The sequence below is a fragment of the Acidobacteriota bacterium genome (genome assembly GCA_003696075.1).
Taxonomy (GTDB): Bacteria; Acidobacteriota; Polarisedimenticolia; order J045; family J045; genus J045.
Genome location: RFHH01000117.1, coordinates 1 through 14,385, shown reverse-complemented (window position 1 = coordinate 14,385; position 14,385 = coordinate 1). Strand labels below are relative to the sequence as shown.

The following is a 14,385-nucleotide window of genomic DNA, read 5'->3' as shown; positions in this document are numbered from 1 at the left end:
CGGCAGGGGAGGCGCTCGCGGCCGCGCTGGAGACCTGGGCCGGGACCCTCGTGGAGGGGATGCCGGTGGAGGAAGCCGCGGCCGGGCTCCGGCGCGCCGTCCCCGGACTGGCACGTCACGAAGCGCGCCGCCTTTCCGCGTGGGCGTTGGAGCGCGGGGGCAGCGCGGTGCACGCGGCACTGATCGGCCGGCTCCGGGGAGAGGACCTCCCGGCGGGCCTGCGCTCCGGGCCTCCCCCGGAGATCGACTTGACCGCCTGCGGCGGGGAGATCCACCCGGGCCTGCTCTCCGCCCTCCGGGCTTGGTACGGAGCGGCCTGCGGCTGGGCGCGGCGCGAATCGGAACGGCGTCGTCTCGTCCGCCTGGCCCGCGCGGAGCGGCGCCGCACCGAGAGAGCCCTGGCGGCGTTGGAGCGCGAGGAGCTCGAGGCGCCCGACCCGGCGGTCCTCCGCCGGGACGCCGAAGCGCTCCTCGCGGCCGGACCCGCCGCGGCCCGGCGGCCGGACGGTTCCTTTCTGGTGGACGACCCGTGGGAGGCGGGCCGAAAGCGGGAGATCGCGGCCCCGCCCGGAACGGGTTGGCGGGACACGGTCGAACGCCTCTACGCGCGGGCCCGCAAGGAGGAACGAGGGCGTCCGGCCCGGGCCGAGCGTCGGGCCGCGCTCGAAGCCCGTGCCGCGGCCCTCGCCGGTGTGCTCGCGCAGGCCGAGGCCGGCGCTCTGGAGGAGGCGGTCCGGCGGCTCGAGGAGCTGGGCATCGCGGCGCGAGAGGCGCCGGAGCCCGCCCGGAAGCCACAAGGGGCTTCCGGCGCGCCCCGCCTCTTCCGGTCGCCCGGGGGCTTCCGCATCCTGGTGGGACGCTCGGCGGAGGAGAACGACCGCCTGACCTTCCGCACCGCCTCGCCGGACGACCTCTGGCTTCACGTGAAGGACCGACCGGGGGCCCACGTGCTGATCAGGACGGGAGGGCGGCGGGACGTTCCCGAAGAGGATCTGCGCTACGCGGCCCGCCTCGCCGCGGCCCTGTCCCGGGTGACCTCCGGCGAAGCGGTCGACGTCCTGGTCGCGAGGCGGCGGCATCTCAGGCGCCCCCGGGGCGGACCTGCCGGCCGCGTGCTGGCCAAGAAATTCCGCACGATCCGGGTGGTGGCGGGGGCGGTCCCGGACGGCGCGCCGCGTCCTTCCGCGGCGGAGCCGCGGCGTTGACCCCGGCGCGGAGCCAACCTATCGTCGGCTCCGCGTGCCGGCGGGCCCTTCTCGGGTCGTCCGCCCGCTTCTGGTGGAGCGATTCGTGCGCCGAGTCTTCGCGTGGCTGACCGGCCCGCTGCTCGCGGCCCTCTTCCTCTGGCTCTGCTTCCGGAACGTCGAACTCGAGCGGCTCGGCCCCCACCTGCGGGAAGCCGATCCGCTGCTCCTCGCCGCCTGCCTCGCTTCGGTTCCCGTTCACATCGGGCTGCGGGCCTGGAGGTGGCGGACGCTCCTGGGCGCATCGGGGAGGGCCGCGCCTTTCCGGGAACTCGCTTCCGCGATCGCCATCGGCTACATGGCGTCGCTGCTGCCGGGCCGCGTCGGGGAGGTGCTGCGCCCGGCCCTGTTGGCCCGGCGCTCCGATGTCCCGTTCGGCACCGCGCTGGCCACGGTCGGCGTCGAGCGGGCGGTCCTGGACGTCCTGGCGGTGCTCGGGCTGGGGGGGTTGGGGCTCGCCCTCCCCGGTCGCTGGTCCGGTCTCGGTGCGGCCACCGACGCGGCCACGCTCTCGGCCCTGCGCCGGGCCGGTCTCCTCGCGCTCGCCGCGGCCCTCGCCGGGCTCGTGCTGGTCTCGGCGGCGGCGCGCGCCCGGAGACCTCTGGCCGCTCGGCTCGAGCGCCTGACCCGGGACAGCGGGCACCGGCCCCTCCGGGCCCTGGCGGGCTTCGCCGCCCGGCTCCTGCCGGGGGTGGCGGCCTTCGAGACGCTGCCCGGAATCCTTCGCCTCGCCGCCGAGACCCTGGTCCTGTGGATCGTGATCGCCGCCGGGATCCATGCGGGCGTGGCCGCCGCCGGGGTCTCCCTGGCTCCGGGCGGCTCGCTGATCCTCCTTCCCATCCTGGCGGCGGGCATCGGCATCCCGACCCCCGGGGGCGCCGGTTCGTATCACTATGCGATGATGCTGGGCTTGACGCGGTTGTTCGGCGCGTCCCGCGAGCTGGCGCTGTCCACCGGGCTCGTCGTGCACGCCGCCACGATCGTGCCGATGTTGGTCTTGGGCGGCCTATCGGTCGCCCTCGGCGGCCTTGCCGGCCGGCGCGCCGTGGAGGTCGAACCGTGAAGTGCCCCTACTGCGGGGAGAACCGGGACCGGGTCGTCGACTCGCGCGAGTCGCGGGGCGGCACCGCGATCCGCCGCCGGAGGGAATGCACCGCCTGCGGGCGCCGGTACACGTCCTACGAGCGGATCGAGGACGTCCCGGCGATGGTCATCAAGAAGGACGGCCGGAGGGAGCTGCTCGACCGGGGCAAGGTGATGGCGGGACTCCTCAAGGCCTGCGAGAAGCGCCCTGTCTCGGTTCGAGCCTTGGAGGCCATCGCCGACGAGGTCGTGATGATGGTCAGCGAGGCTCCGGACCGGGAGCTGCCGACGCGCCGGATCGGGGAGCTCGTGATGGAGAGGCTGAAAGAGCTGGACAAAGTGGCATTCGTCAGGTTCGCCTCGGTGTACCGCCAGTTCGAGGACGTCGACGAGTTCATGCGGGAGCTGCGCTCGCTCATCGGGCCCGGCTCCCGCCCGCGGGGGAACGGATGAGCAGGATCGCCAAGGGACCACAGCTGGAGGTGGCCCGCATCCAGAGCGAGATCAACCGGCTTTTCGAATCGCTGGTCCGCCTGCGGGAAGGAGGCGGGGAAGGGGGCGGCTGGTCGCCGGGTGTCGACGTGGCGGAGTCGGAGACCCACGTCGTGGTGGACATCGAGCTGCCCGGTGTCGGTCCGGAGAGCGTGACGCTGGTCGCCGAGGGGGGCGAGCTCGTGGTGCGGGGGGAGCGCCGCGCGCCGCGGCGCCCGGAGGCCGCCGAGATCGTGCACGACGAGCGGGAGTACGGACCCTTCGAGCGGCGGATTCCGATCCCCGCGGCCGTGAATCCCCGCGAGGCGCGCGCGTGGCTGGCGGACGGCGTGCTCCGGGCCGAACTTCCCAAGGTGCCGAACCGCCGCGGCCGCGCGGTCCCGATCCGGATCGAGACCGATCCGGCCGGCGGGCGCGGCTGAGCGGCGGCCCCTTCCCCAGGAACGCACGAGGATCGCGCGTATGGCCCAGGACCCTTCCCGAGACGCCGTGAGGATCCCCGGCATCCTCCCCGTGCTCCCTCTGCGGGACATGGTGGTCTACCCCTTCATCATCGCGCCGCTGTCGATCGCACGCCGAGCGAGCATCCGCGCGGTCGACCGGGCCCTCGCCGACAACCGGATGGTCCTCCTCGTCACCCAGAAGGACCGTGACGAGGAGTCGCCCGGCGCCGACGGCCTGTACGAGGTCGGCACCGTGGCGATCATCATGCGGATGCTGAAGCTCCCCGACGAGCGCATCCGCGTGCTGGTGCAGGGGGTGTGCCGAGCGCGGATCGACGAGCTGGAGACGGACGGGCCCTTCCTCAGGGCGCGCGTCGAGCCCCTGCTGGAGCGCGGGGCCGCGCTTCCCGCGCGCGAGGATGCGCTGGAATGCGAAGCCCTCATGCGGACCGTGAAGAAGGCGCTCGAGCGGGGCGTGAACCTGGGAAAGAACCTTCCCTCCGAAGTCCAGGTGATCGCCAACAACCTGGAGGACCCCGGCCGGCTCGCCGATCTGATCGCCTCGAACCTCGACCTCAGCGCGGCGCAGGCGCAGGAAGTCCTCGAGATCATCGATCCGGTGGAGCGCCTCCGGGTGGTCGCCCAGCAGCTCAAGCGCGAGCTGGACCTCCTCTCGATGCAGCACGAGATCGACTCGCTCGCCCGCGACGAGATCGACAGGAGCCAGCGCGAGTACTACCTGCGGCAGCAGATGAAGGCGATCCGCAGCGAGTTGGGCGAAGGGAGCGAGCTGGAAGAGGAGATCGAGGAGATCCGGCAGCAGATCGAAAACCGCGATCTTCCAGAGGAGGTCCGGGAAGAGATCGAGCGGGAGTTGCGCCGCCTGGAGCGCATGCACCCGGACGCGGCGGAGACCGCCACGATCAGGCATCACCTCGAGTGGCTGGTGGAGCTCCCCTGGGATGTCCTCACCGAGGACAACCTCGATCTGGAGCGGGCGCAGGCGATTCTGGACGAGGACCACTACGGTCTCGACGAGGTGAAGGAACGGATCGTCGAGTACCTGGCGGTGCGCAAGCTCAGGCCCGAGCACCGCGGCCCCATCCTCTGCTTCGTCGGTCCTCCGGGGGTGGGCAAGACCTCGCTCGGCCGGTCGATCGCGCGGGCGACCGGCCGGAAGTTCGTGCGCGTGAGCCTCGGTGGGGTGCGCGACGAGGCGGAGATCCGCGGGCATCGGAGGACCTACATCGGCTCGATGCCGGGGCGGATCATCCAGTCGATCCGGCAGGCGGGGACCCGCAACCCGGTCATGATGCTCGACGAGGTCGACAAGCTCGCCAACGATTTCCGCGGCGATCCGCAGGCGGCCCTGCTGGAGGTGCTGGATCCGGAGCAGAACTCGACCTTCCGCGACCACTACCTGGGCGTGCCGTTCGATCTGTCCCAGGTCCTGTTCATCGCCACGGCGAACCTGATGGACACGATCCATCCGGCGTTCCGGGACCGGATGGAGGTGATCCGCATCCCCGGCTATTCGGAAGAGGAAAAGCTCGAGATCGCCCGGCGCCACCTCATTCCCAAGCAGACGCGCGAGAACGGCCTCCAGCAAGACCATGTCAGGTTCAGCGACCAGGCGATCCGGGAGATCATCACCCGCTACACGCGCGAGGCGGGCCTGAGGAACCTCGAGCGCCGCATCGCGTCGATTTGCCGGAAGATCGCGCGGCGCGTCGCCGAGGGCCGGTCGACGGGCGGCCGTGTCACCGCCGCTTCCCTCGAGCGGTTCTTGGGTCCTCCCCCGCCGCATGCCCGGGAACGGCTCGCCGGGACCGCGGTCGGGGTCGTCACCGGGCTGGCCTGGACGGCGGCGGGGGGAGACGTCCTCTTCGTCGAGGCGCTCAAGATGCGTGGCCGCGGCAAGCTCGTGCTCACGGGCCAGCTCGGTGGCGTGATGAAGGAGTCGGCCCAGGCCGCCCTGAGCTGGGCGAGGAGCCGCGCCGGCCTGCTCGCCCTCGACGAGGACCTGTTCGGCGGGGTCGACATCCACGTGCACGTCCCGGAGGGAGCGATTCCGAAGGACGGGCCGTCGGCCGGGATCACCATCGCCACCGCGATCGTGTCCGTTCTCACGGAGCGGCCGGTGCGCCGCGAGGTCGCGATGACCGGCGAGATCACCCTCCGCGGGCGCGTGCTTCCGGTCGGCGGAATCAAGGAAAAAGTCCTGGCCGCCCGGCGCGCGGGGGCCCGCGCGGTCGTGCTGCCACGGGCCAACGCGAAGGACCTCAAGGAGATCCCGCCGCGGGTCCGGCGGGAGCTGGACTTCACCCTGGTGGAGTCGATGGAGGAGGTCCTCGCCGCCGCCCTCCTCGCCGAGCCCGGCGGGGAGGCGCGCCGGGCGGTTCGGCCGGCCGGGGCGGCGACGGTCCGCTGACGGCGCTCCTCCGCCGCGCGCGGCGCTATCCTGGAAGCGGCCGGACCGAGCCGGACCGGCGGAGGAGTCCGCCCGTGGGCAAGAGCGTCGCGGAGCTGATGACGCGCGAGGTGGTCGTCGTCTCGCAGGACCAGGAGATCCACGAGGCGGAGCGGCTCTGCCTGCGCCACGGCGTGCACGGCCTGCCGGTCGTCGATGCCGGGGGACGGCCCGTGGGCGTGATCAGCCAGACCGACATTCTCAACTGGCACTTCGGCAACGCCGTGGACGGCACGACCTTCTACGGCGAGCGGCCCCTCCGGCGCGTCGCCGAGGCCCCCGATCTCGGAGCGCTCCGGCTCTCCGACATCCGTAGCGCCCCGATCTCCGAGGTGATGACGCCGCTGGTCCACGCGATCCGGCCCGAGGCCCCCGCGTCGGAGGCGGCCGAGCTGATGATCCGGCTCGGCGTGCACCGGTTGGTGGTCGTCGATGCCGATGGGCGGCTCGCGGGCATCGTCTCGGCGCTCGATCTGTTGCGGGAGATCCCCGGGGTCTCCGACCGGATCCGGGCGGGCGGCGCCTGAGGAGAGATCCGGTCTCGTTGTGGAACCCCGCTCCGGTGGGGAGAATGCCCGCCATGCGCGACCCCTTCCAGTTGGGAGAGGACCGGTTTCTCGCCTGGCTCGCCAGCCGTTTCCGGGCGCGGGGCGGGTCCGCCTTCTCCCTGGGAATCGGGGACGACGCGGCGGTTCTCGCCGGCCGGCCGGCGCGGGTGGTCACCGTCGACCAGATGCTGGAGGGGCGGCACTTCCGGTTCCGGTGGATCGTTCCCCGGGCCCTGGGCCGCCGCGCCGTGGAGCGGGCTCTTTCCGACATCGCGGCGATGGGCGCCAGGCCCGAGGGGGTCCTCCTGGCCCTCTCCTGGCCCCGAGGCGGCGAGTGGGGCCGGAAGGCGCGAGCGCTTTTCGAGGGACTCGGCGGTGCGCTCGACCGGCGCGGAGTTCCCCTCGTCGGCGGGGACACCACGCGGGCCCGGGTCGGCCACGCGGCGCTCGCCGTCGTCGCCGTCGGAAGGCCGTGGCCCGGCGGGCCCGTGCTGAGGAGCGGCGGACGGCCCGGGGATCTCCTCGCGGTCACCGGGCCGCTGGGGGCGGCGGCCGCGGGGCACCTCCTCTGCTCCGGCCGGCTCGCTCCCCCGGGCGACCGCGCCGGGCGGCGGGCGGCCGGGGCCGCGCTCAGGGCGTTCCGGGAGCCGACGGCGCGGCTCGAACTGGCGCGGCCCCTCGCGCGGCACGCGCGGGCCCTGATCGACCTTTCCGACGGCCTCGGCCTGGACCTGCCCCGCCTCGCCGCGGCGAGCGGATGCGGGTTCGAGGTCGAGGCCGAGCGGATTCCCGTCGCCCCCGCCGCCCGCCGGCTCCTCGGGGAGCGGAGGGCGTTCCGGGCGGCGATCGCCGGGGGTGAGGACTACGAGCTGCTGGCCGCGATCCCGCCGGATCGGCTGCCCGCGGCGGAGCGGGCGGTGGCCCGGGCCGGTGGCGCGCTCCACGTCGTCGGCCGCCTCACCGCGCCGGGCGGGGGTGGCCGTCTCGTGCGCCGGGGCGCTTTCGCCCCGTGGCCCGCGGGCGGCTGGGATCCCTTCCGGCCGCCGCTAGACGCCGGGCGCCCGGGGCGCGTAGACAGGGCAGGGCGACGGCGGTCCGGTCGGCGATGAGCCGGGAGCGCGAGCTCATACGGCGCGCCGCCGCGGGCGACCGGGACGCTTTCGACCGGCTGGTGGAGGGCCGCTGGGCCCGGATCCACCGGATCGCCCGCCGGATCACCGGCGACGGCGAGGAAGCGAAAGACGTCGCCCAGCAGACGTGCCTCCGGCTGTGGCGGGAACTCCGCCGCTTCCAGGAGGAGCGGGAACTCGACGCCTGGATCTACCGGATGACGGTCAACCTCTCGATCGACGCTCTCAGACGCCGCCGGGCGCGTCCCGACCGCGAGGGCGTGCCCGTGGAGGACCTGGCGGAGCGCCGGATGCCGCGCGCCGGCTCGGGCCCGGACGTCCGGCTGTTCGCGCTCGAACTCGAACGGGCGCTCCAAGCGGTCACGCGCGATCTGCCTCCCCGCCAGAAGGCGGTCTTCGTCCTGGCGCGCACCGAGGGGATGAGCGCCGGGGAGATCGGGCGCCTGCTCGGAATCGCCCCGTCGACCGTGCGGAATCACCTGTTCCAGGTCCGAGCCCGGATCGCCGAGCGGCTGCGGCGGGAGTTTCCCGGCCTGATCGGTGAGGACGAGGGACGTGCCGACTGACCGGTGCCATCCGGATCCGGAGGTCCTGGCCGGTCTCGCGGCGGGGCGGCCCCCGGCCCCCGGCGAGGCGAGGCATCTCGCCGCTTGCCCGGCCTGCCGGCGGGAGCTGTCGGCGAAGGATCCCTCCGCCCTCTTCGCGCTGCTGGCGGTCCTGCCCGATCCGGTCGCCGCGCCGCCGCCGCCGCGCCTCGGATCGGTCCCGCGCCGCTCCGCGAGGCTCCTCCGGCTCGCGCTGGCCGCCGCCGCCGCCGCGGCCTTCGCGGCCGGCGTGTGGGGAGTGAGGCCCCCGGACCGGCGGGCCCGGCTGGCCGCCCTGCCCGAGCTGGCCCCGATCGGCAGGGCTCCGGCTCCCATCGTGCGGCGTGTCGACTCGCGCCGGGCGCGGGTGGTCACGCTCCTTCCGGCGGGTGGCGAGGGGCCGACGGTGACCCTGATCCTCGACAAGGAACTCGACCTGTGATCCGCCTGACCTCGGCCGCGCTGTTGGTCGCCGCCCTGGCGGGCGCCGGATTCCCCGCGCGCGCCGCCGATTGCTCGGGGAAGGAGATCCGCTCGCGCGTCCTTCCGGTCCGGTACAAGCCGGTCGCGGAGGCCGCCCAGCTCGTGGACCAGCTCCTCGGGCCGTGCGGCGCCTACCGCGTGCCGAAGTCGCTGCGGGTCATCACCGTCGAGGACGAGCCGGACCGGCTGGAGCGGATCGCCGAGGCGCTCGCCTCGTGGGATACGCCGCCGCAGGCGGTGGAGGTCACCGTGAGCCTCATCCTGGCCACCCGCGAGACGGAGCCCCGGGAAGGACTGGCGGGCGAACTCCGCGAGGTGAGCGACGCCCTGGCGGAGGTGACCGGCTGGACCCGGTTCGAGCGGATCGCCTCGGCCACGGCCAGGACGGTGGAGGGCGGTGCCATCGGCGTCGACCTGGGAGAGCGCTACCGGGCGGAGCTGGAGATCGCGGCAGTGGATACGGATCGGGGGATCGTCGAGGTCCGGCCGTTCGTGCTCGAAAAGCGCCCCGCGCCGCGGGAAGCCGGCACGGCCCTCGCGACGCCAAGGCCGATCCTCACGATGGAACTCGATCTGCCGGAAGGGCGGCTCCACCTCGTGGGCGCGCCCGCACGCCGGCGCGGCCAGGCGCTGTTCATCGCCCTCGAGGTGAACGCGCTCGGTCCCCCCGTGGGCGGCGGGGAAGGGGAGGAGTAGGCCGTGCCCGAGTACCGCTGCCGGCTCGCCAGCCCGACGGGCGAGATCATCGAGCGGGATTACGTCGCGGCCGACGTCCGGTCGCTCCGGCGCGAGCTGGAGAAGCAGGACTACCTCGTGCTCGGCATCCAGCGCCGGTCGGCCTTCGCCGCGGCGCTGGCCGACCTCTTCAAGCGCCGCCGGAAGGTGAGGATGGGCGAGTTCCTGTTCTTCAACCAGGAGTTCGCCGCGCTGATCCGGGCGGGCCTGCCGATCATCGAGAGCCTCGAGCTGCTGCTCGAGCGCCGCAAGAACCCCGTCTTCAAGGCGGCGCTCGAGGACGTGCGCGACCGGGTGAAGGCGGGCGAATCGCTCTCGGAGGCGTTCGCGGCGCAGGACCTGTTCCCGCCGCTGTACGCGAGCACGCTCGCGTCGGGTGAGCGCACGGGGGAGATCGCCACCGTTCTCGAGCGCTACATCCGTTACACCCAGACGCTGATGAACGTCCGGAAGAAGGTCGTCGGGGCCTTGACCTATCCCGCGATCCTCGTCGTCATGTCGATCGGCCTGGTGCTGATCCTCCTGACCTATGTCTTGCCCCAGTTCGAGGATCTCTTCTCCGGGTTCGGGACCGATCTCCCTCTCGTCACCAGGGTCGTGGTGGGCGCCTCGGCGTTCGTCCGGGACGAATGGTGGCTGCTCGCCGGCGCGCTCGTGGTCGGGGTGGGGACCCTGGCCGTTTGGAAGCGGACCCCGGTCGGCCAGCGCGTGCTCGAGCGGGTGCTGTACGGCCTCCCCTTGATCGGACCGATCGCGCACAAGTTCGTCGTGACGCGGTTCTCGCGCACCCTCTCCTCGCTGGTCGCGGGCGGATTGCCGCTGGTGACCTGTCTGGAGATCGTCGGCCGGGCGCTCGGCGTGTCGATCTTCGCCGACGCCGTCGAATCGGTGGCCGCCAAGATCAGGGAGGGCGCTTCGCTCCACGGGTCGCTGGAGGAGACCGGGCTCTTCCCCGACCTCGTGATCGAAATGGTCAAGATCGGCGAGTCGTCGGGATCGCTGGCGGAGATGCTCGACCACGTGGCGAACTTCGTCGACGAGGAGCTCGATCACCAGCTCCAGGTGCTGATCTCGCTGGTCGAGCCGATGCTGCTCGTTTTCATGGCGGTGATCGTCGCGTTCATGCTCCTCGCGATCTACTATCCTCTGCTGATGATCTACGCCCACTCGAGCGTGTGATGCCGGGAGAACAGCGAGCGATGAGTGACACCCCGAAGATCGATCCGGCCGTGCAGGCTCAGGGCGAAGCCCTCGGCGATACTCTGAACGAGGAGCTGGAGGCGCGCCTCCGCGCGGAGAGACTCGGTCTCGAGTACGTGAACCTCGCCGAGTACGAGATCGACCACGAGCTCTTCGGCTCCGTGCCGGTGGAGCTCATGTTCCGCTACAACTTCATCCCCTACCGAGAGGAAGGCGAGACGCTGGTCGTGGTGGTCGCCGACCCGACCGACGTGCTGATGATCGACGAGCTCGAGCTGCTCCTCGGCCGTCCGATTGACGTCGCGGTCGGGACGCGCAGCGCCATCCAGGAGATCCTGAAGCGGTCGGAGTCGTCCCAGCGCGTCCTGGAGGAGGCGACCGAGGAGCTGCGGATCCAGGTGGTCAGGGAGGCCGAGGACGGCGAGGAGGTCCTCTCGATCGACCGGATCACCTCCGACCAGAGCCCCATCGTCAAGCTCGTCGATTCCACCATCTTCAACGCCCTCCAGCGCCGCGCGTCGGACATCCACATCGAGACGCGCGAGCGGGAGGTGATCGTGAAGTACCGCATCGACGGCGTCCTCTACCAGGCGATGGAGCCGATCGACAAGAGGTTCCACCAGTCGATCATCTCGCGGATCAAGGTGATGTCCGAGCTGGACATCTCCGAGCGGCGCACGCCGCAGGACGGCCGGTTCAAGCTGCGGATCAAGGACCGCACGGTGGACTTCCGCGTCAGCATCATGCCGGCGGTGCACGGCGAGGATTGCGTCATCCGGATCCTGGACAAAGAGTCGGCGAGCGAGAAGTTCGCCAAGCTCACCCTGGATGTCTGCGGGTTCGAGGAGGAGATCCTCAAGAAGATCCGGAAGTTCGTCCGCGAGCCGTACGGGATGTTCCTGGTCACCGGGCCCACCGGATCGGGCAAGACGACCACGCTGTACGCGGCTCTCTCCGAGATCATCAACTCCGAGGACAAGATCATCACCATCGAGGACCCCGTGGAGTACCAGCTCCCGGGGGTGACGCAGATTCCCGTCAACGAGAAGAAAGGACTGACCTTCGCCCGCGGGCTGAGGTCGATCCTCCGGCACGACCCTGACAAGATCATGGTCGGGGAGATCCGGGACGAAGAGACGGCCAACATCGCCATCCAGTCGGCGCTGACCGGGCACCTCGTGTTCACCACCGTCCACGCGAACAACGTGGTCGACGTGCTGGGCCGGTTCCTGAACATGAAGGTGGAGCCGTACAACTTCGTCTCCGCCCTCAACTGCGTCCTCGCGCAGCGGTTGGTCCGGCTGATCTGCAACAACTGCAAGACGCGGGTCCAGCTCCCCGACGAGGTCTTCATCGACTCCGGTCTCGATCCGGAGGAGTGGCGGGACAAGCCCCTGTACGAGGGGAAGGGCTGCATCGAGTGTCACGGGACCGGGTATCGGGGCCGGGAGGCGATTTCGGAGCTTCTCGACCTGTCCGACGAGATCCGGGAGATGATCCTCGCCCGGCGCCCGGCGGCCGACATCAAGCGGCAGGCCGTCAAGGAGGGTATGGTGCCGCTGCGGCAGTCGGGACTGCGGAAGGTGCTGGCCGGGAAGACCACGCTGCGCGAGGTGAACAAGGTCACCTTCGTCGATTGAGGAGCGGGAGGGGAATGGGCGTGGCGGTGGACGTTGCGAGCTGGTGGGAGCGGCTTCCCGATGGCCTGCGCCGGCGGCCCTGGATGAGGCCCGACTATCCCCTGGTCGGCGTCGAGATTCGGGAAGACGCGGTCGTCGCCGTCCGCCTGGTGAGGAAGAGCGGCGGTTACCGGCTCGCGGGTCACGGAATCGCTGCGCTGGAACCCGGAACCTTCACCTCGTCGATCGTGCGCCCGTCGATCGGAGCGCCCGAGGCGCTCGCTGCGGCGGTCGGGAGCGTGCTGCGGCAGGCGGGCGCGGAGCGCGCGGGGCGAGTTTCCCTCGCGCTGCCCGACACCTTCGCCCGCGTGTTCATGCTCGACTTCCGCGACCTGCCGAAGCGTCGCGAGCAGGTGGGCGAGGTGGTGAAGTGGCGCCTCAAGAAGTCGATCCCGTTCCCGCTCGAGGAGGCGCGCCTGTCGTGGCATCTCCTCGGCCGGGGCGACGACGGGAGGGAGATGCTGCTCGTGGCGGTCAGCCGGCGAGAGGCGGTGGTCGCCCTCGAGGGTCTCCTCGAAGGACTGGGGCTTCGCGTGGGGCTGATCGACCTGGCGACCTTCGACCTGCTCAACGCGCTGCGCCTGGACGGCGCTTTCGATGTCGACTCGGGGCGCGACACCGCGCTTCTGTCGGCCACTCCGACCTACTTCAGCTTCATGATCGTCCGCGGTGGGCGGCTGATCTTCTACCGGGCGAAGAACTACCACGTGAAGGGACGTTACCGCGGCGAGGAGAGCCTGCGGGTGGTCGTGCGGGAGCTCCGCTCGACGCTCAGCTACTACGAAGAACACCTGCTGGGCGAGGGCATCGAGACGCTGCACGCGAGGGTCGTGGGGATCGATCCCGAGGGTCTGATCGGCGTGGCCCGCGAAGCCGGCTGCGGGGCGGTGCGCGACGCCGCCGTGCGGCGGGTCGTCCCCGAGCTGGCGGACGCACCTCAGGAGGAGGTGCTCGAGCTTCTTCCCGCGCTCGGCCTCGCTCTACGGCGGGAGCCGTGACGGAGGTGCGCGTGCAGGCGATCGAGCTCAATCTCGCGACGCGGCCTTACAGAAACGACAAGCCGCTGGCCGTGGCGCTGCTCGTTCTCGGAGCGGCCGCGCTCGCGTTCACCGGGCACAACGCGCACGCCTACCTCACGGCCGACGCGCGGGAAGCGGCGCTCCTGGAGGAGCTGGCGGGACACCGTCAGCGGATGGCGTCCATGACGAAGGAGGCCCAGGAGCTGAGAAAGGAGCTCGCCGCGATCGACATGGAGGCCCTGGCCCCGCAGGCCTACTTCGTCCAGTCGATCATGGAAGAACGGCACTTCTCGTGGACCCGGCTGTTCGGAGAACTCGAGCGCGTCTTGCCGTGGAACGTCCGGGTCACCTCGGTCCGCCCGACGTTCGAATCGGGTGTGGTCCGCGTCCAGCTCCGAGGCATCGCGAAGGACGACGACGCCTACTTCCACTTCCAGGAGGTCCTCCAGGACGCTCCGGCGTTCAACGACGTCGTGCCCGGCGACTATCAGTACGCCGAGGGCACCGACGAGGTCGCCTTCTTCCTCACCTTCCGCTACACGCCCCAGGCCGAACCGCCCGCGGCGAGCGAGCAACAACTGACCGGAGCTCCCGCGGAGGAGGAGCCGGTCGAGGTGCTGCTCGTGGAGGGCGGGGCGGCCGAGGAGGGCTCCGGGGAGCCGGCGGAAGGCTCCGGGGAAGCCGCACCGGCTGCCGCGGCGCGCGCCGGGGGGCCGGCGCCGAGCGTCTCCCGCTCGCCGGCGGTCCCGGGTGCCGCCGCTTCCGCGGCGCCCGCGGGGGGCGGTTCGGAGGCGGAGGCCGGGGGCGGCTCCCGGCCCGGCCGCGAGCGGCGGTCCGGACCTCGCCGGCGGGCGGAGCGGACCACCGGTTCCGATGCGGGAGCGGCGGCGCTGCTCCCGGGCCGCCGGCGGGGCGGCCGTGCCGGGAAAGCCGGAGCGCGCGGCGCGACCTCCGCCGCCGGCGGGGCGAGTGCATCCTCCGGGGCCGCCGCACCGGCGGGGAAGCCGGCGGGCAACGCGCCGTTGCCCCCCGGGAGCGGAGACAGGATCACCCAGCCGCGGCCGGACCTCGTCCGCACCGACGAGCAGGGGCACCCGAAGTGGATCAACCCGAAGGTCCGTCCCGGCGCGCGGATCCAGGGGGCCCGCGAGGCGATCCGAGCCTGGGAGGAGGGCCGGACCGGCGCCGGGCAGGAAGGCGGATCGGGGGAGAGCGGCTCGTCGGGCGGGGACGGGAGCGGCTCTCCGGGCGGAGGAGGCGGCGGCTCTTCCGGTG

At 72.2% G+C, this 14,385-nt stretch carries 14 protein-coding genes; all 14 read left to right on the top strand.

Annotation, left to right across the window (positions count from 1 at the left end; genetic code table 11):
* Positions 1-1,205: DUF814 domain-containing protein (locus D6718_07355; protein ID RMG45472.1), on the top strand; the 1,205-nt coding region annotated here is incomplete at its 5' end.
* Complete coding sequence (locus D6718_07350; protein ID RMG45471.1) at positions 1,078-2,307, top strand: UPF0104 family protein; 1,230 nt, start codon at positions 1,078-1,080, stop codon at positions 2,305-2,307. The genes D6718_07355 and D6718_07350, both read left to right, overlap by 128 nt.
* Positions 2,304-2,780: a transcriptional repressor NrdR gene (gene nrdR / locus D6718_07345; protein RMG45470.1), complete on the top strand. Its 477-nt coding sequence runs from the start codon at positions 2,304-2,306 to the stop codon at positions 2,778-2,780. The genes D6718_07350 and nrdR overlap by 4 nt, the downstream gene beginning before the upstream one ends.
* The gene (locus tag D6718_07340) at positions 2,777-3,241 is read left to right on the top strand and encodes an Hsp20/alpha crystallin family protein (protein RMG45469.1); all 465 of its coding nucleotides are present in this window, start codon (positions 2,777-2,779) and stop codon (positions 3,239-3,241) included. Before nrdR ends, D6718_07340 begins: the two co-directional genes overlap by 4 nt.
* A 40-nt stretch (positions 3,242-3,281) precedes the next feature.
* Positions 3,282-5,693 (top strand): endopeptidase La, encoded by a 2,412-nt coding sequence (gene lon / locus D6718_07335; GenBank protein RMG45468.1) that lies wholly within the window; start codon positions 3,282-3,284, stop codon positions 5,691-5,693.
* A 74-nt stretch (positions 5,694-5,767) separates the two neighbouring features.
* The gene (locus D6718_07330) at positions 5,768-6,259 is read left to right on the top strand and encodes a CBS domain-containing protein (GenBank protein ID RMG45467.1); all 492 of its coding nucleotides are present in this window, start codon (positions 5,768-5,770) and stop codon (positions 6,257-6,259) included.
* A 44-nt stretch (positions 6,260-6,303) separates the two neighbouring features.
* On the top strand, positions 6,304-7,389 hold the full coding sequence (thiL, locus tag D6718_07325) for a thiamine-phosphate kinase (GenBank protein RMG45466.1): 1,086 nt from the start codon (positions 6,304-6,306) through the stop codon (positions 7,387-7,389).
* On the top strand, positions 7,386-7,976 hold the full coding sequence (locus D6718_07320; GenBank protein RMG45465.1) for an RNA polymerase sigma factor: 591 nt from the start codon (positions 7,386-7,388) through the stop codon (positions 7,974-7,976). The genes thiL and D6718_07320 overlap by 4 nt, the downstream gene beginning before the upstream one ends.
* The gene (locus D6718_07315) at positions 7,966-8,436 is read left to right on the top strand and encodes a hypothetical protein (GenBank protein RMG45464.1); all 471 of its coding nucleotides are present in this window, start codon (positions 7,966-7,968) and stop codon (positions 8,434-8,436) included. The genes D6718_07320 and D6718_07315 overlap by 11 nt, the downstream gene beginning before the upstream one ends.
* Positions 8,433-9,173, top strand: coding sequence for a hypothetical protein (locus D6718_07310; protein RMG45463.1), 741 nt, complete (start codon positions 8,433-8,435; stop codon positions 9,171-9,173). The genes D6718_07315 and D6718_07310 overlap by 4 nt, the downstream gene beginning before the upstream one ends.
* A 3-nt stretch (positions 9,174-9,176) precedes the next feature.
* Positions 9,177-10,391 (top strand): type II secretion system F family protein, encoded by a 1,215-nt coding sequence (locus D6718_07305; GenBank protein ID RMG45462.1) that lies wholly within the window; start codon positions 9,177-9,179, stop codon positions 10,389-10,391.
* 20 nt (positions 10,392-10,411) lie between these two features.
* The gene (locus D6718_07300) at positions 10,412-12,052 is read left to right on the top strand and encodes a type II/IV secretion system protein (GenBank protein RMG45461.1); all 1,641 of its coding nucleotides are present in this window, start codon (positions 10,412-10,414) and stop codon (positions 12,050-12,052) included.
* A gap of 14 nt (positions 12,053-12,066) precedes the next feature.
* Positions 12,067-13,089: a hypothetical protein gene (locus tag D6718_07295; protein ID RMG45460.1), complete on the top strand. Its 1,023-nt coding sequence runs from the start codon at positions 12,067-12,069 to the stop codon at positions 13,087-13,089.
* Positions 13,086-14,385 (top strand): hypothetical protein (locus D6718_07290; GenBank protein ID RMG45459.1); only part of this gene is annotated, 1,300 nt, incomplete at its 3' end. The genes D6718_07295 and D6718_07290, both read left to right, overlap by 4 nt.

Excerpts from the sequence above, each read along its gene's own strand:
- D6718_07340 (RMG45469.1), top strand. The coding sequence starts at position 2,777 with ATGAGCAGGATCGCCAAGGGACCACAGCTGGAGGTGGCCCGCATCCAG.
- lon (RMG45468.1), top strand. The coding sequence starts at position 3,282 with ATGGCCCAGGACCCTTCCCGAGACGCCGTGAGGATCCCCGGCATCCTC.
- thiL (RMG45466.1), top strand. The coding sequence starts at position 6,304 with ATGCCCGCCATGCGCGACCCCTTCCAGTTGGGAGAGGACCGGTTTCTC.
- D6718_07320 (RMG45465.1), top strand. The coding sequence starts at position 7,386 with ATGAGCCGGGAGCGCGAGCTCATACGGCGCGCCGCCGCGGGCGACCGG.
- D6718_07300 (RMG45461.1), top strand. The coding sequence starts at position 10,412 with ATGAGTGACACCCCGAAGATCGATCCGGCCGTGCAGGCTCAGGGCGAA.
- D6718_07295 (RMG45460.1), top strand. The coding sequence starts at position 12,067 with ATGGGCGTGGCGGTGGACGTTGCGAGCTGGTGGGAGCGGCTTCCCGAT.